This is a genomic window from Salinicoccus jeotgali (genome assembly GCF_039538805.1).
Lineage (GTDB): Bacteria > Bacillota > Bacilli > Staphylococcales > Salinicoccaceae > Salinicoccus > Salinicoccus jeotgali.
In genome coordinates this window covers 1-23,331 of sequence record NZ_BAABCK010000058.1, presented here as the reverse complement: position 1 = coordinate 23,331, position 23,331 = coordinate 1, and the positions used below count along the sequence as shown (strand labels likewise).

The window sequence follows — 23,331 nt, the reverse complement described above, 5'->3', positions numbered from 1 at the left end:
CGAAAAAACTGAAAAAGCAGGGCCTATTTGGCATGCCGACATCCCTATCCAGCGGGGCGCCCCGCTGGATAGGGATGAAAAATATGGAATATATGCTTGTAATCTATTGACTAATCGTAAGAAAAACGCCCGTAGGCGTAATTATTCTATAAGGCATGGCCTGAGCCACCGTCTATATTGACAGCGTCCCCACTGATGTAGGACGCAAGATCGGAGCAAAGGAATGTAATGACATTCGCTGCTTCCTCGGTCTCTCCTATTCTGCCTAGTGGAATATTATGGCGATCGAGTTTTGAATATTCCTCCCAAGTCAGTTCAGGTGCTTCATTTTGCCATTTCTTTTCTATTTGCGCACTCCTTATGAGGCCAATGCACACTGTATTGACCCGAATGCCATATTTTCCGAGGTCTTTACTCATTGCCTTTGTCATAGCCATCCCCGCGGCACGCGAAACAGTCGTCGGCAATGAAGATGGTGGTGGTGTTTTACCAAGGACAGCCGTCAGATTGAGGATTGCTCCACCCTGCTCCTTCAGATGAGGGAGAGCAGCTTTAGACATTCTCACAGCTGCCAGCAGTTTCAAGTCTAAATCATCTTCCCAGTCTGAGATTGCCACTTCTTCAAATGGTTTCGCAAATGACCCTCCTGCATTATTGACCAATACATCCAACCGTCCATAGCGTTTGACTGTTTCTTCGATGATCCGTTCTGCTGAGTCATTTTCTTTCACATCGGCAACAATGTAATCCACTTCTCCAAATTGTGAAATCTCCTTTTTAGCTTCCTGAAGTCGATCCTCACCTCGAGCAACAAGCATGACTTTTGCTCCAAGTCGAGCCATCTGTTCGGCAGTTTTTCGTCCTATTCCCTGACTACTCCCTGTGATTATAGCGACTTTGCCTTCATAGCCAAAATTCATTCTGCTTTCCCCTCCATTTATTTGCTTAAGTCAACATTGTGATAGATGTTAGACACATCTTCCAGTTCATCCAGTGCTTCGATCAATGTCTCAAATTGTTCCTTTGAAGTTTCTTCCAATGATACTTCGTTTTGTGCAATCATCGTCTGTTCTGCCACTTCATAATCTTCAACCCCCATGCCATCTAGTGATTCCTTCAAATCATGGAAAGCTTGGGGTGGTCCATATACAACCGTGAAGCCGTTCTCTTCCCGCACGTCCTCTACATCGAGATCCCTCTCCATCATCTCCATCATTATGCTTTCCGGGTCGAACCCTTCAAAGACGAAGACCGATTTCGCTTCGAACATATAACTGACTGCACCACTTACCCCCATGTTCCCACCATTTTTTCCAAATGCTGCACGGACATCGGAAGCTGTACGGTTCACATTATTTGTAAGCGCATCGACTATGATCATTGTACCTTCTGGTCCAAAGCCTTCATAGCGGAGTTCATCAAATGCTTCTTCATCATTGCCTTTTGCCTTATCAATCGCCTTATCTACGATGTGCTTTGGTACGGAGTATGTTTTGGCACGATCGAGGACAGCTTTCAGCGCTTGGTTACTCTCAGGATCAGGTTCACCTTTTTTTGCAGCCACATATATTTCTCGCCCGAATTTAGCATTGACGCGGCTGGTATCCTTATCTTTCTGAGCTTTTTTCTCTTTGATGTTATTCCATTTACGCCCCATACTTCATCTTCCTTCATTAAAAATTTTATATTCTATATCTCATTCTATACCATTTATTTTCTATTGTTAATATACCGGTACAGCCTAAGAAGCCTTTTTATGATGATGAGCAGGTTGATGAACAGATTGAATCCCATTTCCCTTGGGCTGTATTTACCGTTCTTCATCCTGTTGAAATCGTAGATTGTGTAGAGTAGATATAACACCAGCCCCACGATCGTGAGCGACAACGTCAAGTAGGGTAAATCAATAAAGAAGTTAACCAGTGTTGTCCCTATTACAACCAGCAATGCGATAAATAAATACTTTCCCCAATGCGTAACATCCCTAAGAAAAAAGTAACCTATAATACCAAAGAAGATGAATACAATTATCCCCAACAAGATGATCCGGTAGAATGTACCGTTTCCAAAGTCATTGATGAAATTTTCAAATACCCCATATGACACAAGTCCTATAAGAACTGCATACAAGTGGCTTATGACTGGCCCACTGCGGTTGAAACCTCGGACGAATAACGAGATCATCAAGATTCCAAAAACGACCGCTGATGCCGTTGGTCGCCATTCCTCCGGCAAATACTGTCCAAAGTACGCACCAATTCCAAAAATTACCCAATAATAGAGAAAATACAGCCAGACCATTCGATTATCTTGTTTTCTTGCCATACTGTCATCCCTCCAAACCAACACGATTCATATACCCTTTAATGGTGAAATTACCCTTTTATTATTACGGGAATATTCTGAATATATTAATGTTATTGAGTTTATATTACAGTTATATTACATTCGACTATTCATTCTGTTAATTTGTTAATATATGATTTGTAATAACGGACAGCGGAGTATGAAGAATAATTACATAACATACAATCACTACATACCTCAGGAGGTCAACACATTCATGAAAAAAGTCATCACAGCCCTTACAGCTACAGCTGCACTATCTACATACGGTCTCGCAGATCAGGTCGAAGCATCGTCCTATACAGTACAAGGCGGAGATACGCTTTGGAAGATCGCCAACCAGAATAATGTGTCAGTGGGTCAACTCAAATCTTGGAATAGCTTATCTTCAGACATGATCTACATTAACCAAAAGCTCACTGTAGAGAGTAGCTCAAGCAACTCTTCAAGTTCAAGTTCAAACTCTTCATCAAGTTCATCAACAAGTACAACCACTTCATCCAGCGGATCATACACTGTAAAGCCTGGCGATACGCTTAGCAAGATTGCATCTGCACATGGCATGAATTACCGTACATTGATGAAAAATAATAATATTTCTTCACATATCATTTATCCGGGTCAGAAACTGAGTGTAGATGGAAGTTCGAAATCTTCTAGCAACTCCAGCAACTCGAGCAGTTCCAACACTTCCAACTCCAACTCAACATCAAGCTCAGACTCGAGTACAAGGTCTACCGGTACATACACTGTAAAATCTGGTGATACGCTAAGTAAAATCGCCAATAAACATGGTACTACATACAGAAAAATCATGAACTTGAACAATTTGTCTTCAACTGTCATCTATGTTGGACAAAAGTTGAGTGTCAGCGGAAGCTCAAGCTCTGTAAGTGAGCCGGATTCCAATGACAACACATCAGTCACTGATAAAGTGTCAGCGCCTGCTCCTTCAGGCACCTCATACGGTACGAACTACTATTACTGGGGCGATTGCACATGGTATGTCTTTGAACGCCGCAAACAGCTCGGAAAACCTGTTGGAAACAATTGGGGGAATGCCTATGACTGGGACAACGGGGCAAGAAGCGAAGGATATAGCGTCAACAATTCTCCTTCAGTCGGCGCGATCATGCAAACAGAAGCATGGACAAACTATGCATGGAGCTTTGGCCATGTGGCCGTAGTGGAACGCATCAATGCAGACGGTTCCGTACTCGTATCCGAAATGAACTTCGGTAGTGGCAAAGGCGTCAAAAACTTCAGGACGATCAGTTCATCACAAGTATCCAGCCATACCTTCATACATTAATAAAAAATGGGACGATCGACTAATCTGAGGTGCTACCTCCTAAGTTTACAGATGAAAGAAAAAATCTGTAGCTTAGGAGGTTTTTTAATGGCCAGACATCGCAGTTTCAAAGAAAAGATGGCAATTATAGAGCATTATTTAACACATGGTGATATGAAGACGACCAGCAGACGATTTGAGGTTAGTAAAACAACCATTCATCGATGGGTGTTAACGCATCAAGAGAAAGGGCCTGAGTCACTGGCAGTCAGAAGACGGCATCATACCTATTCAACCGATTTCAAAGAAAGAGTCATCCTTGAGTATTTAGAGCAGGGCATTGGGTATCTCCCACTCGCAAGGAAATACGATATTGCTTCTGATACTACAGTCAAACAATGGGTCATCGAGTATACTGAAGGTAAAAGATTAAAATCGACCTTTGGGGGTGCGCGCTCTATGACGAAAAGCAGAAAGCCGACATATGAAGAACGATTGGAAATCGCACAGTATCACGCAACCCATGATGTCAGTATCCGTGAGCTCTCAGAACGATTCGATGTCTCCTATCAACAAGCGTATCAATATGTGAAGAAGTACGAGAGAGCGGGGCAATATGGCCTCGAAGACCGACGGGGCCGCCCTAAACCGGAAGCAGCGTTGACTGAAGTCGACAAACTGAAGCGTGAGCTGGAAATCGAACGGAATAAGCTTAAAAAAGTGGAAGTGGAGAATGCATTCTTAAAAAAGTTGGAAGAACTCGAGAGGAGACGCAAGTAAGCCGGGTTCGGGGTCAACGGATTCATGAAGCGATCACAGAACTGCACAGCGCAGGCTACTCCATCTCTGAACTGTGCGCAGTCGCAAACATCAGCCGCCAAGCGTATTATCAGTACCAAAAGCGCCAAAAAACGAAGAATGAAATTGAAAACGAAACAATTGCCGCATGCATCGCGGACTTCTACATCAAGTACCAGGGGGTGCCGGGGTATCGCATGATGCGTCACCTTGTGAACCGTCATTTGAACACGGCCTACAGTCGTAACCGTATCCTGCGCATCATGCGGCTGATGGGCATTCAGTCCGTCACACGGAAGAAGAAGATGGTCCGCACCATGAAATCCGGCGACTTCACGGCAAAGAATGGCCTGGGCCGACAGTTCATCTCGGAATTTAAGAACGAAAAGTGGTTGACCGATGTGACCGAGTTCAAGTTGAAGACTGGCCGGCGGGTCTTCATGTGTGCGATTCTCGATCTGTTTGATAACAGTATCGTCGCTTACCGATTCGGTCTCAGTAATAATAACCGGCTGGTGTTTGATACACTCAAGGCAGCGCTCGCAGCCAATCCAGGCGCCTCCCCCATGATCCACAGTGATCGCGGCTTCCAGTTCACATCATATGGTTTCAGAAAGATTTTAAAGGCGCATGGCATGACGCAAAGCATGTCCCGTGTTGGCAAGTGCATTGATAACGGGCCGATGGAGTCGTTCTTTGGCAAACTGAAATCGGAACGGTACAATCTGGTGCGGAAAGATACTGGATATGGGACGTATCAGCAACTCATAGATGATCTGGATGTCTACATCCATTTTTACAATCACGAACGCCCGCAAGAGGTACTCTACGGCCTTACGCCTGTCGAATTACGCAAGATTGCCGCATAAAAAAACTGAGATTCTAATCGATTAGAATCTCAGCAAAAATTATTTTATTCATCTGTAAACTTTAGTGGTACCAGATCAATCGATCGTCCCATTTTTTTATCATTCCACACTAGGACGATTATGTGATCCAGGCGCCTGGTTATTTATGATCATCTCCACTTGATATATGCGGTTAATCAATGTGTATAGAGGTGCCTGTATAATTTGATAAATGCCCCAAGAGAGCTTGGGTTCAAAATCATGTAGTGCCATAAGGAAATCTTCTCCGCCCGGCAATGCTCTGAATTCAAACCTAGGCGTTTTATTCATCAATCTTTTCGATAGGCTGCCACCCTTTATCCTATAAATTTCCAAACCGTTATAGCTGCCTTGTGCATCATATTCGATTACCAGGATAGGCCGCGCCTTTTTCGGAAGTTGCATGTTAATCGTGCGTCCTTCATAACTGATATTGATGAGTCCATAAAGAATGTTATCAAGCCAATCAAAATAATATTGCCCAACATCTTTGATGTTCCAGCCGCGGGGCATACGCGCCCGTTGTACACTCCTCACACTGTTGTAATCAGTTGTTTTATAGGAGAGGGTCTTGCCGTATCTTTTAATTGGAGTTCGGGTGACCTGCACTTTTGTGCCAAAGGCACCCAAAACTTCAACGATATAAGGGCTACTCACCTCATCTGCTATGAATATTATCTGTTTGACTTCATGCAGTTGCGCGGCTCTGGCGATATTGTCGGCTATCAAAATATAAAAGTCTTCGAAGCGTCCTTGTGTCTGCCGGTTCAACCGCATTATAGGATCTTCGAAAAAGAGCACCGTATCGATTCCCTTCAGTGCTTCTTCCACTTCAGGTAAGATAAACAGATCTTTTTTCAAAAAAGTGATATCCATCTCATTGTTTATTTGATTCGGACTTGAAAACGCAAAAAGATTGAATTCTCCTTTCAATTCTTCATAAAGGTTTTTTCCTATTCTGCCATTGATGCCCATCAGTAAAACATTTTTCACATGACCACACCCTTTGCCCTTATGATTCTTTAGCTGGAGATATTAAATGCCACTTTTTTTATGTGCATACTGAATGCCACTCAGCAATATGATGAGTATCATTCCAATGAAAAGGAAAGGAGTTGTAAAATACGTGGCAAAGATTCCCGATAAATAGGCACCTGCTACAGACCCCAGGGAAAAGAATGAATAGAATATGCCATTGGCTTTCCCCCGCTCATATATTTCCGTATTCTGTCCGATTATCTTATTCATCGAAGGGAAAATCAGGCTAAAGCCAATACCATAGAGGATCATCACAAGATAGATCATCAAAGCTGTAGGGACAACATGAAGAACCATCATGGAAAAGCCTACGATTAGAACCCCAAATGATACAAGTGCCACCGGGCTATAGTTTGTGTATATCCTATTGAGCGGACTCGCAAAAATAATAATGGCCGTGATGCCAAATACACTAAGCATCGCGCCTGTTGATTGGTCCGATAATCCAACCTCAGCAACTTTAAGCGGCAGGCCGAACGCTAGTGAGCCATTTGAAACCATTAAGGTAAATGCAGAGATATAAGCCACTATCAGAGATGGCCTAATGATGATTTCACCGAAGTTCGTAGTATAGTGCTCTTCACGACTCTTCACTGTTGTGCTCTCATTAACAGTTAGTAGAATCAGCAGAATACCAAATACGAATATACCCGACATGACAAGATATACCATCTGGTAGCTGGCTTGGCTGGATATGATGCCACCGAGTGCCGGCCCGAGTACTGCAGCAACCCCTATGGATACTCCAGTCAGCGCCATTGATTTACCAATTGCTGATCTTCGGGAGATATCGGCTACAAGGCTGAATGCAGCGGGTGTCAGTAAACCACTCGAAAAACCATGTATAACCCGTATGACAATGAGAAGTCCTACAGTCGGCACTACGGTATACAATAACAGAATGAAGATCTGCAAGCCCATTCCGAGAAGTAGCATATTCTTTCTCCCGAATTTATCCGAGAAAAATCCGCCAAATATATTGCCCACTATATTAAACAAAGAATATATCGCTACAATGATACCTGCCGTATATTCATCAGCACCAAGTGATAATGCGAATGGGGTGATGATCGGCAGCTGAATGAACAGATCCAAAAAGCAAATGACGATGATGAAATACAAAAACTTATTCATAGAGTGCATCCTTTATCCATATAATCATAACTACCATTATAAACATATTTTCAGTCGCTTGGGGGTTCTATGACTCGTAAATGTTACAGATCATCCAATTCTGGCCGTACAAGCGATATAAGCCGGTAAACTTTTAATTTTACTCTCTTTTTAACTACAGAAAAGCCCTCCAAATTCTCGACTTTTTCAAGTAGATCATTTGAAGGGCGATCATTCATGTGGAATTTTTTTCCGCTATTTATTCAATTTTCTTTCGTAGGCATCGACAATGGCACTAACCGCTCCGTCACCTGTAATATTCGCTGCTGTACCGAAGCTGTCTTGCGCCATATACAGTGCAATCATGAAGGCAACAGCCGCTTCTGTAAAGCCAAGGTTGGTGACCAGTACCCCACTTGCTGCCATAATCGCGCCACCAGGCACACCAGGTGCCGCAATCATGATCACTCCAAGGAGCATTATTGTACCGAGCATTGCGAGAAAACCTGGCAGCTGATATTCAGGCAATACTGACATGACTGCAATTGAACAGCTAACTATTGTTATCGTACTGCCGGAGAGATGAATATTTGCACAAAGCGGGATAACAAAGTCTGCTATCCTTCCCCGCACACCATTCTCTTTAGTCTGCTGCAAGGTAACTGGTATCGTCGCTGCACTGCTCATAGTACCGAGCGCAGTGAAATATGCAGGCATCATCGTTTTAATCATCCTGAAAGGATTCTTGCCGAGTAGTGCACCGGCGATTGTATATTGGATAGTGATCCATATCCAGTGAAGAGCGACTGCCACAAGCAGTACAAGTCCAAATACAGATAATGTGTTGAATACCGTCCCCTGTGAAGCCATTTCTGCAAACACACCAGCAATATAAAACGGTAGAATTGGGATGACAACTTTCTGGATCAGAAACTCAACGATATTCTTGCCTTCCTCAAACCATTTCTCCATCACTTCTGAGCGCGTGAGAGTAATGACTATACCGAAGGCGAAAGCCAACACAAGCGCTGTAAGTATATCCATCAATGGTGCTATTTCGAATGTAAAGAAGGGCTCGAGTCCGGTTGCTTCTTCTGGAACACTGCCGCCATTAGTGATGCGCGGCATCACCATCATTGCCACCATATAGGCAAGAAGTCCTGCACCAAGTGTCGATATGTATGCTGTACCCAAGGTGACCCCGACAACTTTTCCGGATCCTATTCCTATCTTTGAAATTCCATTTGCGATAAAAAAGAGTATGATCAATGGGATCATGAAGAATATGAAGCTCCCAAGGATAGACTTTATCGTGATGAACAACCTGACCAGGAATTCAAGAAAAGCTCCAAAACCACCTGCTTCACCCACCCCATAGTATAGGGCGCCAACACCGATACCGACAACGATGCCGGTTACCAGCTTCAATAACAATTTCACTATAACTCCTCCTATTCAATTGTTGTTCCCCACTATATACTACACCATCTAAGCAAGTTAAAAAAACAATATAATGCATCCACTAATGCTAAAATGTTTTTTCATAGGCTATATACCAGTCCTCTATATTATCATCGAGATGGAGCTTACCTCTGTAATGATAGCCATTACGCTCAAATTGTTTCTGCATCCGTTCATTTTCTAGTGAAGTGTCTGTATGAATGCCTTTGATACCTTGTTGCTCTAGTACCTCTGCTATCGCCTCCATCATCTTCCTCGCGATACCCTGTCCCTGCACTCCGGGATCAACTGCCATACGATGCATTGCTTTCGCTTGTGAAGCTTCCACTTCCCAGGATATTTCTTCATAAGGTTTAGGGTGCTCATCATCCACCACCACAAACCCGGCTATCTCTTCGTCCGATTCATAGACATACAAAGTTCCTGACTCTATATCTCTGTTGAACCGCTGGGCATTGGGGTACTCCGAGCTCCACTGGGTATTCCCTGCAGCAACCATCAGGGGGACCACCGCTTCTTTGATCTCCATAACCCGAGTCAAATCTTTTTTTTCTGCTTGTCTGATCATATTATACCTCCTAATTTTTCCATAATTCATCATTTTCAATTTTTGATATCCACATAGCTCTATTATAGTGTATAATATCTGTAGAATGAATATAGAGGGGTTTTTTAATATGTTTAAATTCGATAAGTACACCGTGCCCTACCATATCACCAATATGATTTTCTACATATTCACACTTGCAGTCATTACTTTAATCTACATCTTTGTATTCTATCCGCCGCTAGAGGATGTTGCTACACAGGAGTTTTTCTCGAATTTCGGCTTACGTGAATTTGGAGGCACTCTATTTTTCCTATTGCTCATCATCACACCCTTGCTAGTGCTTTACGGGGCGATATATCATTTGTACAAAATCATTACATTCAACAAGACCAATCAAACTGTATCTGAATAAAGAAAGCGCCCATCAGGGCGCTTTTTATTCTTATCGATTATCTATTTTTTCTGGGTACATATCGTGGTGCATCATGCGGTAGTCAGCCATCTCTTCATACTTGGTTCCTGCACGGCCATAGTTACAGTATGGATCGATCGAGATCCCTCCCCGCGGGGTGAACTTGCCCCACACTTCTATATATTTCGGATTCATAAGTTCAACAAGATCATCCATAATCAGATTCATGCTGCTCTCGTGGAAGCCGCCGTGGTTCCTGTAACTGAACAGGTACAATTTCAATGATTTGCTTTCAACCATTCTCACATCTGGTATATAACTGATATAGACAGTCGCAAAGTCAGGTTGATTCGTGATGGGACAAAGCGTGGTGAATTCAGGACAATTGAATTTTACAAAGTAGTCCCGGTCGGGATACTTGTTATCGAACGTCTCCAAAAGTTTAGGGTTATAATCAAAGTCGTATTTCACTTCCTGATTCCCCAAGAGGCTCAAATCTTTAGTGTTTTCATTATGCATTGTAATACTCCTTTTTGCATGCAGCCATCTGCTGTATGCCTCAGTTTTTTATAGAGGGTAGCGCTAAGAACCTCTCCATTTCGTTATACACCCTGCTTATTGCTCCAAAGTAATGTGTGCAGCTGTGGAAGTACTTTGGCATCATTCATCCTCTGGTCTTTCATAGTCATATCTACTAGATTGTTATAACGCTCGAGCAATTTGCTGGTATGATCTGCAACATTATCTCCAAGGAATGGGTTGCCTACTTGCAGGTAGAATGCAACGTCAGGATATTTCTCGTGAATATGTGCAGCATACTCAAAATCTTGTTCATCAAAGACCACCACTTTGAAATTATAGCAGGCGCCTCCAGCATTCAACCCAGCCATTACCTTCTCCAATTTTTCGTAATCTGTAACCATGCCGGAACTTGGTGGTTTTGGGCTGATGGTGACATCGTCAATATCTTTCATCCACTCCTGGAAAACGGTACCTTGTGTTTCTACAGCCATCTGAATATTTCTTTCTTTGGCAAGTTCCACAAAGCCGGCCATGTTTTTCAGCAGAGCGGGGTTCCCACCGGAAATAGTAACGTGGCTATAATTGTTTGGCGCAAGGCCATCTAGTTCTTCTAAAATTTCTTCTCCTGTCATCATTCGAATACGATCATTTTGAGACCCGTCCCAAGTAAATGCCGAATCGCACCAGCTGCAGCTGTAGTCACACCCTGCTGTTCTGACGAACATGGTCTTCTGTCCGATTACAGCACCTTCCCCTTGGAATGTCGGGCCAAAAATTTCCAGTACTGGGACTTTCATCATCGCATCTCCTTTTTAGGGCGGTATACGACATAACTTGTTGGTGTCTCCCTCAGAATAACTTGTAGACACACCGGATTGTTATTCAATCCGGATATATATTCCGTCACCATTTCATATATCGTTTTAGCCACCGTTTCTGAAGTTGGGGGTACATCCCTAAAACGCTCATGGTCATTAAGGAGCGTGTGATCAAATGCACCACTTATCAGTGATTTGAGCTCCCCGAAATTAACCAGAAAGCCCAGATCATCCAGTTCGTTTCCTGCAATTGTAATATTCACATGATACGTATGGCCATGCACATTACTGCATTTCCCTGCCCGCTCATCAGGAATATAGTGGGCAGCAGAAAAATTGAAGTCTTTATTTAGTTCAAATGTATAGTCATGCATCGGAGTATTGTAGTTCATCATCTCAATCCCTTTCGTTCAAGTAGGCATTTAACCCTTCATTTCTAAGCCTGCAGGCTGGGCATTCTCCGCATCCATCGCCGATGACCCCTTCGTAGCAAGTCAATGTCTTTTCCCGTACATATTCCAACTTGCCATAGTCATCTGCCATAGCCCATGTTTCCTTCTTATCGAGCCACATGAGCGGTGTTTCTATGACGAAGTTGCTATCCATGGCCAGGTTCGCCGTTACATTCATCGATTTTACAAAAATATCCCGGCAGTCAGGGTAGCCGCTGTAATCTGTTTCACAAACACCCGTGATGACTGTACCGGCGCCTATCTGATAACCTAGCGCCGTCGCGAAGGATAAAAACAGCATGTTCCTGGCTGGAACGAACGTATTCGGCATCTCTTCGTCTGCTTCTTTCGTAATCTCCATATCATGTGCCGTCAAGGCATTAGGACTCAACTGGCCAAGCAATGACATATCCAATATATGATGTTTAAGCCCTTGTTCCTCCGCTATACTTTTTGCCACTTCGATCTCTTTGCTGTGACGTTGCCCATAATTGAAAGTGACTAACTCTACTTCATCGTAATGGGCCATTGCATGAAACATGCAAGTTGTACTGTCCTGACCTCCCGAGAAAACAACAAGTGCCTTTTTCCTATTCATAGCCATCTACCTCTCATCACTAAATATCCAATTATATGATTTTATCAATTTTTATAAGCAATTTCCACTATCCAATCTATCGAATCATGTCCAAGATGTTAATTCTCTGCTCCTATCATACTGCCACTTTCATGAATATCCATTTTTATAAGGGAGACTTTAAAATCAGGCGGGTTATTGGTATAATGAAGTATTGCATGAACAGTTCATGCAACTATCAGGTATATCCTGCAAATATAATTGATAGGTGGAAAAGACAATGAAATATCAAGTATTACTGTATTACTATTATGTTGACATCGAGGACCCGGAAGCATTCGCTTCAGAACATCTTGAACTATGTAGAAGCATGGATCTTAAAGGCCGCATACTTGTAGCCCAAGAAGGCATCAACGGTACTGTGTCCGGCACAGTGGAGGATACTGAAAAGTATATGGCATATATGAAGGAGCACCCACTCTTTGAAAGAATCACCTTCAAAATTGATGAGGAAGAAGGTCATGCCTTCAAGAAAATGCATGTACGCCCGAGACCTGAGCTCGTCAATCTGAGTCTGGAAGATGATATCAATCCACGTGAGATGACGGGTGAATATGTGGCACCTGCAGAGTTTCTTGAGCAGATGCAGGATGAGGACACAATCGTGCTCGACGCCAGGAATACCTACGAATATGATGTTGGTCATTTCCGCGGCGCCATACGTCCGGAAGTTGAAACATTCCGCGACTTACCTGACTGGGTAAGAGAAAACCGTGATATGCTTGAAGGCAAACGCATACTGACATATTGCACCGGGGGCATACGCTGCGAGAAATTCTCTGGATGGTTGAAACGTGAGGGTTTTGAAGATGTCGGTCAACTCCATGGAGGCATCGCTACCTACGGAAAAGATCCTGTCGCAAAAGGTCAAAACTGGGACGGTATGATGTATGTCTTCGATGAAAGATTGACAGTTCCAGTCAACCAGGTGGAGCATAACATCGTGGGGCGCGACCATTTCGACGGCACGCCTTGTGAGCGCTATATCAACTGTGCCAATCCGGATTGCAACGACCAGATTCTTGCATCGGAAGAAAACGAGGCGAAACATCTCGGTGGCTGTTCATTGGAATGCAGTAAGCACTCAAGAAATAGATATATTATAGAAAATGACCTTTCACCCGAGTATGTTGAAGCACAAATCAAGAAGCTTGAAGAAGAAGCCTATGCCAAATAGATAAATGAAAAGTGCCCTTCATCCTATACCAGGATGGAGGGCACTGTTTCTATAATCTTACTATGACGCGTCCTCTCACTTTTCCATTTAAAATATCTCGCAACGTATCAGGCAACTCTTCAAGCGTCACCTCATGCGCGATATGTGTGCCAAGAGCTGCTGGCTTCATGTCACCAGCCAACCTTTCCCACACTTCTAAACGTTTTTCCATCGGGTACTTCACCGAATCGATGCCTAGCCAGTTTATTCCCCGGGAAATAAATGGGAGTACTGTAGTCTCAACCTCGACACCTCCTGCAAGCCCACATGTCGCAACAGAACCACCATAGTCCAAACTGCTTAATATATACTGGAGCGTTTTGCCCCCCACTGGGTCGATGGCCGCCCTCCATCTTCTTTTACGTGTAGATTTTCCGTCTGTATCAGTCACCTCATCCCTATGGATGACCTTCCGGGCACCGAGAGACTTCAAATATTCCGCTTCTTCTGTACGCCCTGTACTTGCAACTACGTCATATCCTTTGCCTGCAAGCATATTGATGGCGATACTACCGACACCACCACTGGCACCATCCACCAGTACTTCACCATCTCCTGGTTCAAGCCCGTTATCTTCAAGCCTCTGGATCGATAATGCTGCAGTAAAACCGGCAGTCCCGATTTCCATTGCTTCTTTTTTAGTCAATCCTTCAGGAAGCGGCACCACCCAATCAGCGGGTATGCGTGCAACTTCACTGAATCCACCACTGTGGCGTGTGCCGATATAATAGCTTGTCGCAATCACTTCGTCCCCTTCTTTGAATCGATCATCCTCTGAAGAGATAACGGTGCCTGCGAGATCTATGCCGGGTATGATCGGGAAGGTTTCAGCTATAGCGCCTGTCACACCCACCATACCATCTTTATAGTTGACGCTTGAATAGGCTACCCGGATGACTACTTCTCCTTCTGATAAATCTTCCATGCCTAACTCTTTAATGTTCATTTCCATTTTATCGTCTTGTTTATCTGCAACAAGTGCCTTGAATCTTTCCATATGTAATCCTCCTTATTGGACGGTGTAGTTTTTTTAAGTTCCAATACATATATACCCGTTTACTTCGGCGTCATGTATAGTTATTTCATCAGCCCGTCTTTTTTTATGATCCTTTTCACTTTAGCTTCATTTCCATAGTGTCGCCTTGTCATTTTTCTTGCTTCTGTCTGACTCCTTGCTCCAACTTCTTCGACAAATGTCTGCTGGCCCATCTCTATAGTGACGATAAAACATTTCGTTCCACAGCGCATACTTATCTCCTCCACGTAAGTCTATCTGCTTGTACATATCATATATACATAATATTATATTGGAATGTGAACATAGACTGAAGCAATTTGTTCCAATACATAATCAGGAGGCTGACCATGACGAACGACGCCAATTATGAATACCTTTCTGAAAACCCGGATGTTAAAACGCTCCCGATAATGCTGTCGCTCATCATAGGTGCTTTTTTTGCCATACTAAATGAAACGCTGCTTAACATCGCGTTTACGACCCTTATGGAAGAATTCAATATCACTCTACCCACTGTCCAATGGATGGCTACAGGCTTCATGCTCGTCATGGGTGTGGTGATCCCAATCTCTGCACTGGTGATACAGTGGTTCTCCACCCGCCAACTGTTCTTGGGGACTATGATCATATTCACCGTAGGAACGCTGATAGCAGCTTCTGCACCTGTATTTAGCATCCTTCTACTTGGACGATTTATTCAGGCAATAGGTACCGGGATGTTGATCCCGATACTCTTCAATGTATTCCTGCTCATCTATCCGCCCCATCGCAGAGGGAAAATTATGGGAATCATCGGTCTCGTAATCATGTTTGCACCCGCAATCGGTCCGACGCTATCAGGCATCATTGTAGAATACCTTGGTTGGAGATTCTTGTTCATCTCCGTTATACCCTTCACTTTATTCTCAATAGCATTTGCTTATTTCTTCTTGATTAATGTTTCAGAAGTCACAAAGCCTAAAATTGATTTGCTTTCCATCCTTTTCTCTACAGTCGGGTTCGGAGCGACGATCTATGGCTTCAGTTCCGCTGGACAGAGTGAAGCCGGATTTTTGAACCCTGAAGTGGTCGGGACCATATTGATCGGTTTTCTCGGAATCGCCCTCTTCGCATGGCGCCAGTTCAAATTGGATGATCCGATCATGGATCTGAGAGTCTTCAAATATCCCATGTTCCGTCAAGCTGCTTTCATGTTCCTGATCATCATCATGACGATGTTTGCGTCAGAAATTATACTTCCGATCTACATGCAGGGCCCGCTTGCGCTAAGTGCAGCGACTGCAGGAGTGTTACTGCTGCCAGGCAGCCTGTTGAATGGTGCCCTATCCCCATTCATGGGTAGTCTGTTCGATAAGTTCGGCCCCCGGCCGTTGATGATACCTGCATCCATCATACTCGCTGTGACAATGTTCACGATGAGTCGACTGGATGTGGACAGTTCAATCTGGACGATCATCGTCAGTTTCATTCTGCTGATGGTGTCGGTTTCTGCAATCATGATGCCAGTCGAGACAAATGGTCTGAACCAATTGCCTAAGGATTTATACCCTCATGGTACAGCTGTCATCTCAACATTGCAGCCGCTGGCCGGCGCCATTGGAGTATCTGTATTCATCAGTATATTGAATGCCAGACAAGCTGCCTACCTCAATGCTTCAGAACGACCTGATGACCCTGAGATTATTGACCAGGCGATGGTTGCCGGAGTAGAACTCGTTTATTTCATCGCCTTCCTTTTCTCACTTGTCGCCGTATTCCTTGCACTCCGCGTCTACCGGGGATCCCCTGATGATTTTGATCATATATGACTCTATAAAAATAAGCGCCTTTACAGGCGCTTATTTTTACGATTCGATTTCTTTGACCCTACCTACAGTCCCATCTTCAAGCTTTACTTTAATACCATGGTGGTGGTTTGGAGAATTGGTCAAAATCCTCGCTACTTTTCCCTCAGTCAATTGTCCAGACTTCTGATGATGTTTCTGCACCACTTTAACTGTGCTGCCTATATTGATATCTACTCTATTTGTTCCATCCATATTATAATGCTCCTTTTCTATTGTTTCGTCTGTCCTCTATTATACTCATATTTCTACAGGAGCTAGTCAGTGATTACTGCTTCTGCATTTTTATACCCCTACATACGTTCTTGATGAGCTCAGCTATTATTGCACAGTTCATCACCATATTCCCTTCAAACCCATGAAATAATCTTACTTTGCGTTGGTACGTAGAGAATACATTAAATTTTTCTGTGATTGTCGGGAAAATAATACCAAATTGTATTATAATATTCATCTGACTGCATTTTAGGAGGGAACAGCAATGACTGGAAAAACACACTTAGTCGGGGGCATCGCAGCAAGTCTTGCAGTATCTTATGGCATCAGCGAGAACCCTTTCATCATAGCCACAGCAGGTATAGTGGGCGCGTTATTGCCGGACATATGCCATAGCGGGAGTAAGATTGGCCGCCAGTTCCCATTCCTATCAAAACTCATCAATCTGCTGTTCGGGCATCGGACTGTCACACATAGCCTGCTATTCCTTGTTCTGATATCACTCATCACTGATCAGATTTTCTCGGGCGATCTTATAAAATACGGTCTTCTTGCTGGAATGATCAGCCATTACCTTCTTGATATGGCCACCCATAATGGCATTCGTTTGTTCTTCCCGTTGCCAATCATAATCCGCTTTCCCATCACTGTAAAGACAGGTGGGCGGATCGAGAAGTTTTTCCTCAGTATACTCACCCTCGTGTGCTGGTACTACATATTTAAATATATAGCATGGTTTTATCTATAGGTTGTTCCATTCTACTTGAGCCATCCCTTATCATGTGCTTTCGATATTGCTTCAATACGATTTTTTGTACCCATCTTATCCAATATGATTGATATATAGTTTCTGACCGTCCCATTCGAGAGATATAATTCCTTAGCGATCACTTTGGTGCTTTTTCCTTCTCTGAGACGTTGGATGATCTCCTTTTCTCTGTCAGTCAACGGATTGGAAGCTTCGAAAGCTATATCAATAAGTTCAGGAGAATATACCTTTTTCCCTTTCATAATCTGCCTTATTGATTGTGCCAGAGTCTCACTGGAGCTGTCCTTCAACAAGTAGCCGCTTACCTCCGCCTTCTTAGCCCTTTCAAAGTAGCCTGGCCGGGCAAACGTAGTAAGTATAATGACTTTACAATCTGCTTCCTGAAGCTGTTCTGCAGCATCGAGTCCTGTCATGACAGGCATTTCAATGTCCATCAAACAGATATCCGGCCTTTCCCGTTCAACTAGGCCCAATATTTCCTTGCCGTTTTCTGCTTGCCCCACTACTTCTACATCATCTTCCAAATCCAGTAATGCGCTAAGCGCACCCCTCAATAGATTTTGATCTTCAGCAATTACAATCCGGATCACGCTTGTTCCTCCTCAATCTGTTTCAATATCTTCGGTACCGTAATATTGATTTCAAATCCATCCATGTTATTGATTATCTGGAGATCACCGTTTACAAAGCCCAAACGTTCACGCATACCACTGATCCCGTGGCCTGCTTCGAAATTTTCTTCTTTACCCTCCCCATTGTCCATGACTTTGAGGAAAATATCTTTGTTGGTCTCAATGATCTCTATTGCACAAAAGTGCGCGCGGCTATGTTTGACAACGTTTGTGACCGCTTCTTTCAGGCACATGCTCAGCACATTCTCCACCAGTAAGGGAATGTGATCAAGTTCTCCATCAATATTGATGTCATAACTGATCTGCGCAGCATCCATGAGTTCTTTGACGTGGGTGACCTCTTCCGACAGTGCGACATTCTTCATATTGCTGATCATCTCACGCACTTCCTTCAATGCTTGCCTGGATGCCACTTGAATATCTGCCAACTCCTCCTTGGCAGCTTCCTGGTCCCTTGCCATTAACTTATGGGCCAGTTCACTCTTCAATCCGATCATGGATAATTTTTGACCAAGTGTATCATGGAGGTCTCGGGCAATTCTATGACGTTCTTCGACGATTGCTAGTTCAGCTATCTTGAGATTTGCATCTTCCAACTGAGACTCCAACTCTTCTTGTTTGAGCCTATTATATTGATTGATAGGAATGAGTGTGACTGCAAGCACTGTCATAATCAAGAATGGCAGATGGCTGAAAAGAAGGCTATAGTTATAGAAAAAACCTGTCACTATGGCTCCTGCTGTCGTTACGAGATGAATGACATACATTGAGACGAAGCCCGCCTTACTTTTTATATTGCCTACAAAAAACGCGATAAAAAGTGCGAAATATACATATCCATATAAAATCGTCATGACAATATTGATGAGTATTTCTATACTGAGCCCAATGTATACAAGCGGACCCTTGGTGTTGAATGTCAGCCAATATATCGTAAAGAAAAGCAATGTCATGACAATACCAAACACTATTTCCGCCAATAAGTTCGAACGGAATATAAAATAAAATGGGAGTATGCACAAAATAATCCATATATATAGACTGAGCCCTGTATTTCTTGGAAATATATGATACCAGTCACGCATGCTGATCCCCCTCATTTTATTCAAGTGTAACAGTTTTATCGGCATTATATATTAAAAAATCCCCCATGGTGGGGGATTGGTTTCTACTGGAGGCTCGTGCGGTTCTGCTTTAATCTCTCTTCGATTTCGCGGAAGCCGACAAAAGTCTTATTTTTTTCATCATACAGGCGGAACCGGATCGATTCAAGGCTGGACTTCAATGTGATGGTTGTCGCCTGGTGTAGAGGCGGTGTACTTTCATGTGCTTGCTCGAGATGATAGTTCGGCACCCTAGGAGCGAGGTGATGGACGTGGTGATAGCCGATGCTGCCCGTCATCCACTCCAACCAACGTGGCAGTTTATAATACGAGCTGCCATCGACTGCTGCTTTAACATAATCCCATTCGGATTCATTTTCAAAGTATGAATCTTCAAACTGGTGTTGGACATAGAAGAGCCAAATGCCCAGTGCACCTGCAAAATAGATGATTGGAAGTTGGACAAGCAGAAGGACGTGCCAGCCCAAAGTAAAACCAATCAACGTGTAAATGGCCAATAGGGAAACATTGATGAGATACGTGTTCATACGCTCTTTCTTCTTTGCTCCCTTACGGTTGAAGCGGTTCGCATAGAGGAACAGTGATAATGGGCCAAGCCCGAACATGACAAGCGGATTACGGTAGAGGCGATACTTGAGACGCTCACTTTTGCTTGCTTCCTTATATTCTTCAACGGTCATGACCCAGATATCACCAATACCACGCTTATCAAGGTTCCCACTGGTTGCATGGTGAATGGAATGTTCACGTTTCCATTTTTCATAAGCAAAATGTGTGATTACACCGGTGAACGTGCCCAATATACTGTTCCATTTCTTACTCTTAAAGAAAGATTGGTGTGCACAATCATGGAATATGATAAATGTTCTGATCATAAATCCAGCTGTTCCCAAGCTGAATAGAAGGCTGAGCCAGAAAGAAATGCTTAATGATTGATAGGCTAGGAACCACAATACAAAAAATGGCACGATTGTATTGAGGATCTGGATTATACTAGTCTTTGTCTGTGATTTTGCATAAGGCATAACCGCTTTTCTGAGTTGAGCTTGTTTTTCTTTAGTCATCCGTATACCTTCTTTCCCATTATTCTAGTTAAATTCATTTTATAATGGGAACAACCATATAAATAGAATCAGGTGTCAGCAAAAATATATGACATTTGTCATTGTTTTATAACTTTCTTCATTGGGAAGCTTTTTTGCGGAAGCATATAAAAATGGAGCATAACAATTTTTGCTATGCTCCATCTCCCTTAGATCCATGCATGACCTTATTCCTCTAGTGCTCTACACAATATATTTTCATCATGTGGGTTGTCCGTACTTTCAACTTGTATCGTAACATGTCCTATCCCTTCATCTATCAGCCTTTTTTCCAGATCATCAAGCAGTAACTGGCTCTCCGCTATAGTTTTTTTTCCATCTACTATCACGTGACAGGATAGGGCATGCTGGCCGCTTGTGATACTCCACACATGAAGATCATGGAGATTTAAGACCCTATCATCTTCTCTCAGGATTTTAATGATGTCAACGACATCTATATCAACCGGTGTGCCCTCCATCAGTACATGTATCGATGATCTCGTTACTTTCCAGCCACTGAAGAGAATCAGCACTGCGACAATCACACTTGCCAAGGGGTCTGCAACCCCCCATCCGAAGAACATGATCAGGAGTGCAGCTATGATTGCTCCGATTGAACCGAGGAGGTCTCCCATCACATGCATGAATGCGGCTCTGATATTAAGGTTCCCCTCAGTATCACCGCCCCTCATCATCAACCAAGCTACGACCAAATTGACCAATAAGCCAATGATGGCGACTATGAGCATACCCGTTGAAGCTACTTCCGGCGGATCTGTAAAACGCTGGTAGGCTTCAAAGAATATATATAAAGAAACGAGGATAAGTGTTACCCCATTGAAAATGGCTGCAAGTATTTCAAAACGCTTGTAGCCATAGGTTTTACTGTAATCTGCCGATTTACTGCCAAATCTGAATGCCAGCACTGCTACACCTAAGGAAATGGCATCACTCAGCATATGACCTGCGTCAGATAGCAGGGCAAGACTATTTGTCAAAAACCCTCCAATTGCTTCTACAATCATAAATCCTGCAATGATGAAGAAGCTAATCTGGAGCACTTTTTTATTGGCGTTATGGGTATGATCGTGCGCCATCAGCGCGCCTCCTTTAAAAAGAGCCCATGGATATCTAATCCATGGCCCCTCCAATTAACTAGTTATCATCCGTTTTGTATTGCATATAGACTGCTTGAGTCACCAGAAAATCTTCCATTCCATGCTTGCCGTCCGCACCTCCAAGGCCCGACTGACGCATTCCTGCATGATAACCCTGCACCGCTTCAAAGTTTTCACGGTTAACAAAAGTTTCGCCAAATTTCATTTCGTTGACTACACGCATAGCCTCATTCAAATCCTCTGTATAGACTGAAGACGAAAGGCCATATACTGTATCATTGGCTTTTTCAATCGCTTCATCCAGTGTATTGAACGTAGAGATGGGAATCACTGGACCGAATATTTCATCGCTCATTATATTTGACTGGTGGGTGACGTTAGTCAATATGGTCGGTTTATAAAAGAACCCTTCATCCGTCTCTGCAGGCTCGCCTCCTGTGACCACTTCAGCCCCGCTTTTGATTGCTTCCTGCACCATTTCATCTACAGTTTCGAGGCGCTCCTGGTTAACCAAAGGTCCAACTGAGATTTCTTTGTCTGTACGCGGATCACCGATTTTCTTAGATTCGAATATTTTTCTTAGTTTTTCAGTCAACTCAGCGGCTACACTTTCATGTACATAAGCCCTCTCTGCGTTTGTACATGCCTGGCCATTGTTCGCAAGTCGTGATGCTGCTATATTTTCTGCTGCAAGGTCTAAATCTGCATTTTTCGTCACGATTGCTGGTGCCTTTCCACCTAACTCTAAATTGACTTTTGTGATATTCTGCGCAGCAGCTTCCATCACTTTTGCACCACCTGGAATGCTTCCTGTCATGGTCACCATATGGACCTTCTCGTGAGTAGCCAATGCATTGCCTATTTCAGAGCCGACGCCTGTCACAACATTATATACACCACTTGGTATATCTTCCATTTCATGTACAAGCTTTGTAAATTCCATTGTTGTATTAGGTGTATGCTGACTTGGTTTCACTACGATTGTACAACCGGTTACAAGAGCAGTAGCGACTTTTCTTGCCAAAATGAAAATCGGGAAGTTCCATGGTATGATGCCCGCCACGACGCCTATCGGCTTTTTATAGATGAAGATGTTCTCATTGGGGCGGTCACTTGGAACGATTTCCCCTTCAATCCTTCTCGCCCATTCAGACATATATCGGAAATAGTCTATGGCAAGGTCTACTTCTCCGCTTGCCAACTCATAATCTTTACCTTGCTCTTCTTGAAGAATATCGATAAATCTGTCCCTGTTTTTTTCGATCTCATCGCCTAGCCTGCGTACAATTTTACCGCGTTCAATGTTTGGAGTCATTTCCCACTGTTTCTGGGCATTGAATGCCGCTTCTACAGCTTTATCCACATCTTTTTCAGTACCTTTTGGTGTTTTAGAAATCTTTTCTTCTGTTGCCGGATTAATGATGTCGAGCCATTCATTACCGGATGATTCGACGTATTGTCCGTTAATATACAATTTATGTTCCTGCACAACAACGCCTCCTAGAAATGTTTATAACCATCTTCCCTTAACTGGAATGTCTTAAACTTTTCTAATAGTTGGCATGTCTATCGTCAATAGTCATTGATGGTCTGCTGTTTATTGAATTCTTCTTCGTCATCTCCTGTACCACATGCGGTCAACAGCATGAGTGTCATGCCGGCGGCCATCAATAGCTTGATTGCTTTCATGAAACTAACCTCCTCATCTGAACTCCATTTGTCCTCACTCATCTTTCTCCAGTTCAATGGCTACAGACAAACTTCTAAAACCATTCTAACAGTGGGACCGGACTGTGTCTAAACGTCGAATGTTTTGATTCGATTGATAAAAGCTCGATATATGAAAAAAGACTTCCGGGATCTGATCTGAACCCTACCAAGTTGACAGATGAAATAATATAAATGTTTCCCGCCTGAGAATGGAGATTCTCAGGCGTTTTTCTATGCCGCCAATGCCCTGAATTCCAGCGGACTCAATCCCTTG

The 23,331-nt window shown here is 43.3% G+C and carries 26 protein-coding genes; 7 read left to right on the top strand and 19 right to left on the bottom strand.

All coding sequences use genetic code 11. From position 1 onward, the window contains the following. Positions 1 to 146: 146 nt before the first annotated feature. From ABD734_RS08600 to ABD734_RS08590, 3 genes are read right to left on the bottom strand one after another with little or no spacing between them, the layout of a single operon-like run. Positions 147 to 920, bottom strand: coding sequence for an SDR family NAD(P)-dependent oxidoreductase (locus ABD734_RS08600; RefSeq protein WP_344703362.1), 774 nt, complete (start codon positions 918 to 920; stop codon positions 147 to 149). A gap of 17 nt (positions 921 to 937) precedes the next feature. Continuing rightward, the gene (locus ABD734_RS08595; protein WP_344703361.1) at positions 938 to 1,657 is read right to left on the bottom strand and encodes a YebC/PmpR family DNA-binding transcriptional regulator; all 720 of its coding nucleotides are present in this window, start codon (positions 1,655 to 1,657) and stop codon (positions 938 to 940) included. 53 nt (positions 1,658 to 1,710) lie between these two features. Continuing rightward, entirely contained in the window at positions 1,711 to 2,325 is a 615-nt protein-coding gene (locus ABD734_RS08590; protein ID WP_344703359.1) for a Bax inhibitor-1/YccA family protein, read from the bottom strand. A 238-nt stretch (positions 2,326 to 2,563) separates the two neighbouring features. On the opposite strand from ABD734_RS08590, the gene ABD734_RS08585 reads away from it, so the two are divergent. The 3 genes from ABD734_RS08585 to ABD734_RS08575 all read left to right on the top strand — a co-directional run bounded on the left by ABD734_RS08585 (position 2,564) and on the right by ABD734_RS08575 (position 5,304). Further along, complete coding sequence (locus ABD734_RS08585) at positions 2,564 to 3,658, top strand: LysM peptidoglycan-binding domain-containing protein (RefSeq protein ID WP_344703357.1); 1,095 nt, start codon at positions 2,564 to 2,566, stop codon at positions 3,656 to 3,658. Positions 3,659 to 3,745: 87 nt separating this feature from the next. After that, a complete protein-coding gene (locus ABD734_RS08580) occupies positions 3,746 to 4,417 on the top strand; it encodes a helix-turn-helix domain-containing protein (RefSeq protein WP_344703355.1) in 672 nt (223 codons plus the stop codon). Then, a complete protein-coding gene (locus tag ABD734_RS08575) occupies positions 4,375 to 5,304 on the top strand; it encodes an IS3 family transposase (protein WP_344703364.1) in 930 nt (309 codons plus the stop codon). The genes ABD734_RS08580 and ABD734_RS08575 overlap by 43 nt, the downstream gene beginning before the upstream one ends. Positions 5,305 to 5,403: 99 nt before the next feature. Here the strand turns inward: ABD734_RS08575 and ABD734_RS08570 are convergent, their stop codons facing one another. The 4 genes from ABD734_RS08570 to ABD734_RS08555 all read right to left on the bottom strand — a co-directional run bounded on the left by ABD734_RS08570 (position 5,404) and on the right by ABD734_RS08555 (position 9,502). Continuing rightward, positions 5,404 to 6,315 carry a Rossmann-fold NAD(P)-binding domain-containing protein gene (locus ABD734_RS08570; protein WP_344703353.1) on the bottom strand — a complete coding sequence of 304 codons (912 nt, stop codon included), beginning with the start codon at positions 6,313 to 6,315 and terminating at the stop codon, positions 5,404 to 5,406. Between the two features lie 42 nt (positions 6,316 to 6,357). Next, positions 6,358 to 7,494, bottom strand: a complete 1,137-nt coding sequence (locus ABD734_RS08565; protein ID WP_344703351.1) for an MFS transporter — start codon at positions 7,492 to 7,494, stop codon at positions 6,358 to 6,360. 234 nt (positions 7,495 to 7,728) lie between these two features. After that, positions 7,729 to 8,913, bottom strand: coding sequence for a dicarboxylate/amino acid:cation symporter (locus tag ABD734_RS08560; protein WP_344703349.1), 1,185 nt, complete (start codon positions 8,911 to 8,913; stop codon positions 7,729 to 7,731). A gap of 88 nt (positions 8,914 to 9,001) precedes the next feature. Then, positions 9,002 to 9,502: a GNAT family N-acetyltransferase gene (locus ABD734_RS08555; RefSeq protein ID WP_344703347.1), complete on the bottom strand. Its 501-nt coding sequence runs from the start codon at positions 9,500 to 9,502 to the stop codon at positions 9,002 to 9,004. A 109-nt stretch (positions 9,503 to 9,611) separates the two neighbouring features. Here ABD734_RS08555 and ABD734_RS08550 point away from each other — a divergent pair, with 109 nt between their 5' ends. Beyond that, a complete protein-coding gene (locus ABD734_RS08550; RefSeq protein WP_344703345.1) occupies positions 9,612 to 9,896 on the top strand; it encodes a hypothetical protein in 285 nt (94 codons plus the stop codon). A gap of 30 nt (positions 9,897 to 9,926) precedes the next feature. On the opposite strand, the gene queF is transcribed toward ABD734_RS08550, so the two are convergent. The 4 genes from queF to queC form a co-directional block, all read right to left on the bottom strand. Beyond that, positions 9,927 to 10,415 carry a preQ(1) synthase gene (queF, locus tag ABD734_RS08545; RefSeq protein WP_344703343.1) on the bottom strand — a complete coding sequence of 163 codons (489 nt, stop codon included), beginning with the start codon at positions 10,413 to 10,415 and terminating at the stop codon, positions 9,927 to 9,929. Between the two features lie 83 nt (positions 10,416 to 10,498). Continuing rightward, positions 10,499 to 11,218, bottom strand: coding sequence for a 7-carboxy-7-deazaguanine synthase QueE (gene queE, locus ABD734_RS08540; protein WP_344703341.1), 720 nt, complete (start codon positions 11,216 to 11,218; stop codon positions 10,499 to 10,501). Further along, complete coding sequence (gene queD, locus ABD734_RS08535; protein ID WP_344703339.1) at positions 11,215 to 11,631, bottom strand: 6-carboxytetrahydropterin synthase QueD; 417 nt, start codon at positions 11,629 to 11,631, stop codon at positions 11,215 to 11,217. The genes queE and queD overlap by 4 nt, the downstream gene beginning before the upstream one ends. Position 11,632: 1 nt before the next feature. Beyond that, positions 11,633 to 12,286 (bottom strand): 7-cyano-7-deazaguanine synthase QueC, encoded by a 654-nt coding sequence (gene queC, locus ABD734_RS08530; RefSeq protein WP_425568394.1) that lies wholly within the window; start codon positions 12,284 to 12,286, stop codon positions 11,633 to 11,635. Between the two features lie 259 nt (positions 12,287 to 12,545). On the opposite strand from queC, the gene trhO reads away from it, so the two are divergent. Beyond that, entirely contained in the window at positions 12,546 to 13,502 is a 957-nt protein-coding gene (gene trhO / locus ABD734_RS08525; RefSeq protein ID WP_344703335.1) for an oxygen-dependent tRNA uridine(34) hydroxylase TrhO, read from the top strand. 49 nt (positions 13,503 to 13,551) lie between these two features. Here the strand turns inward: trhO and ABD734_RS08520 are convergent, their stop codons facing one another. Both ABD734_RS08520 and ABD734_RS08515 read right to left on the bottom strand, forming a co-directional pair. After that, positions 13,552 to 14,538 (bottom strand): acrylyl-CoA reductase family protein, encoded by a 987-nt coding sequence (locus tag ABD734_RS08520; RefSeq protein ID WP_344703333.1) that lies wholly within the window; start codon positions 14,536 to 14,538, stop codon positions 13,552 to 13,554. A gap of 80 nt (positions 14,539 to 14,618) precedes the next feature. Beyond that, positions 14,619 to 14,789 carry a hypothetical protein gene (locus ABD734_RS08515; protein ID WP_344703331.1) on the bottom strand — a complete coding sequence of 57 codons (171 nt, stop codon included), beginning with the start codon at positions 14,787 to 14,789 and terminating at the stop codon, positions 14,619 to 14,621. A 117-nt stretch (positions 14,790 to 14,906) separates the two neighbouring features. Between ABD734_RS08515 and ABD734_RS08510 the strand changes: the two genes are divergently transcribed. Then, on the top strand, positions 14,907 to 16,367 hold the full coding sequence (locus ABD734_RS08510; RefSeq protein WP_344703329.1) for an MDR family MFS transporter: 1,461 nt from the start codon (positions 14,907 to 14,909) through the stop codon (positions 16,365 to 16,367). A 36-nt stretch (positions 16,368 to 16,403) separates the two neighbouring features. Here the strand turns inward: ABD734_RS08510 and ABD734_RS08505 are convergent, their stop codons facing one another. Next, positions 16,404 to 16,598 (bottom strand): YwbE family protein, encoded by a 195-nt coding sequence (locus ABD734_RS08505; protein ID WP_344703326.1) that lies wholly within the window; start codon positions 16,596 to 16,598, stop codon positions 16,404 to 16,406. A gap of 286 nt (positions 16,599 to 16,884) precedes the next feature. On the opposite strand from ABD734_RS08505, the gene ABD734_RS08500 reads away from it, so the two are divergent. Then, a complete protein-coding gene (locus ABD734_RS08500) occupies positions 16,885 to 17,367 on the top strand; it encodes a metal-dependent hydrolase (RefSeq protein WP_344703323.1) in 483 nt (160 codons plus the stop codon). An 11-nt stretch (positions 17,368 to 17,378) separates the two neighbouring features. Here the strand turns inward: ABD734_RS08500 and ABD734_RS08495 are convergent, their stop codons facing one another. From ABD734_RS08495 to aldA, 5 genes are all read right to left on the bottom strand, one after another. After that, entirely contained in the window at positions 17,379 to 17,978 is a 600-nt protein-coding gene (locus tag ABD734_RS08495) for a response regulator (RefSeq protein WP_344703320.1), read from the bottom strand. Beyond that, the gene (locus tag ABD734_RS08490; RefSeq protein ID WP_344703319.1) at positions 17,975 to 19,105 is read right to left on the bottom strand and encodes a sensor histidine kinase; all 1,131 of its coding nucleotides are present in this window, start codon (positions 19,103 to 19,105) and stop codon (positions 17,975 to 17,977) included. Before ABD734_RS08490 ends, ABD734_RS08495 begins: the two co-directional genes overlap by 4 nt. An 83-nt stretch (positions 19,106 to 19,188) precedes the next feature. Beyond that, the gene (gene desA / locus ABD734_RS08485; RefSeq protein ID WP_344703318.1) at positions 19,189 to 20,208 is read right to left on the bottom strand and encodes a Delta(5) desaturase DesA; all 1,020 of its coding nucleotides are present in this window, start codon (positions 20,206 to 20,208) and stop codon (positions 19,189 to 19,191) included. Between the two features lie 206 nt (positions 20,209 to 20,414). Continuing rightward, positions 20,415 to 21,326 (bottom strand): cation diffusion facilitator family transporter, encoded by a 912-nt coding sequence (locus ABD734_RS08480; protein WP_344703317.1) that lies wholly within the window; start codon positions 21,324 to 21,326, stop codon positions 20,415 to 20,417. A 58-nt stretch (positions 21,327 to 21,384) separates the two neighbouring features. Then, entirely contained in the window at positions 21,385 to 22,836 is a 1,452-nt protein-coding gene (aldA, locus tag ABD734_RS08475; protein WP_344703315.1) for an aldehyde dehydrogenase, read from the bottom strand. Positions 22,837 to 23,331 lie beyond the last annotated feature (495 nt).

Coding starts and splice junctions, on each gene's coding strand:
- ABD734_RS08600 (WP_344703362.1), bottom strand. CDS start 920: ATGAATTTTGGCTATGAAGGCAAAGTCGCTATAATCACAGGGAGTAGT.
- ABD734_RS08595 (WP_344703361.1), bottom strand. CDS start 1,657: ATGGGGCGTAAATGGAATAACATCAAAGAGAAAAAAGCTCAGAAAGAT.
- ABD734_RS08590 (WP_344703359.1), bottom strand. CDS start 2,325: ATGGCAAGAAAACAAGATAATCGAATGGTCTGGCTGTATTTTCTCTAT.
- ABD734_RS08585 (WP_344703357.1), top strand. CDS start 2,564: ATGAAAAAAGTCATCACAGCCCTTACAGCTACAGCTGCACTATCTACA.
- ABD734_RS08580 (WP_344703355.1), top strand. CDS start 3,746: ATGGCCAGACATCGCAGTTTCAAAGAAAAGATGGCAATTATAGAGCAT.
- ABD734_RS08565 (WP_344703351.1), bottom strand. CDS start 7,494: ATGAATAAGTTTTTGTATTTCATCATCGTCATTTGCTTTTTGGATCTG.
- ABD734_RS08555 (WP_344703347.1), bottom strand. CDS start 9,502: ATGATCAGACAAGCAGAAAAAAAAGATTTGACTCGGGTTATGGAGATC.
- ABD734_RS08550 (WP_344703345.1), top strand. CDS start 9,612: ATGTTTAAATTCGATAAGTACACCGTGCCCTACCATATCACCAATATG.
- queF (WP_344703343.1), bottom strand. CDS start 10,415: ATGCATAATGAAAACACTAAAGATTTGAGCCTCTTGGGGAATCAGGAA.
- queE (WP_344703341.1), bottom strand. CDS start 11,218: ATGATGAAAGTCCCAGTACTGGAAATTTTTGGCCCGACATTCCAAGGG.
- queD (WP_344703339.1), bottom strand. CDS start 11,631: ATGATGAACTACAATACTCCGATGCATGACTATACATTTGAACTAAAT.
- queC (WP_425568394.1), bottom strand. CDS start 12,286: ATGAATAGGAAAAAGGCACTTGTTGTTTTCTCGGGAGGTCAGGACAGT.
- trhO (WP_344703335.1), top strand. CDS start 12,546: ATGAAATATCAAGTATTACTGTATTACTATTATGTTGACATCGAGGAC.
- ABD734_RS08520 (WP_344703333.1), bottom strand. CDS start 14,538: ATGGAAAGATTCAAGGCACTTGTTGCAGATAAACAAGACGATAAAATG.
- ABD734_RS08515 (WP_344703331.1), bottom strand. CDS start 14,789: ATGCGCTGTGGAACGAAATGTTTTATCGTCACTATAGAGATGGGCCAG.
- ABD734_RS08510 (WP_344703329.1), top strand. CDS start 14,907: ATGACGAACGACGCCAATTATGAATACCTTTCTGAAAACCCGGATGTT.
- ABD734_RS08505 (WP_344703326.1), bottom strand. CDS start 16,598: ATGGATGGAACAAATAGAGTAGATATCAATATAGGCAGCACAGTTAAA.
- ABD734_RS08500 (WP_344703323.1), top strand. CDS start 16,885: ATGACTGGAAAAACACACTTAGTCGGGGGCATCGCAGCAAGTCTTGCA.
- ABD734_RS08490 (WP_344703319.1), bottom strand. CDS start 19,105: ATGCGTGACTGGTATCATATATTTCCAAGAAATACAGGGCTCAGTCTA.
- desA (WP_344703318.1), bottom strand. CDS start 20,208: ATGACTAAAGAAAAACAAGCTCAACTCAGAAAAGCGGTTATGCCTTAT.
- ABD734_RS08480 (WP_344703317.1), bottom strand. CDS start 21,326: ATGGCGCACGATCATACCCATAACGCCAATAAAAAAGTGCTCCAGATT.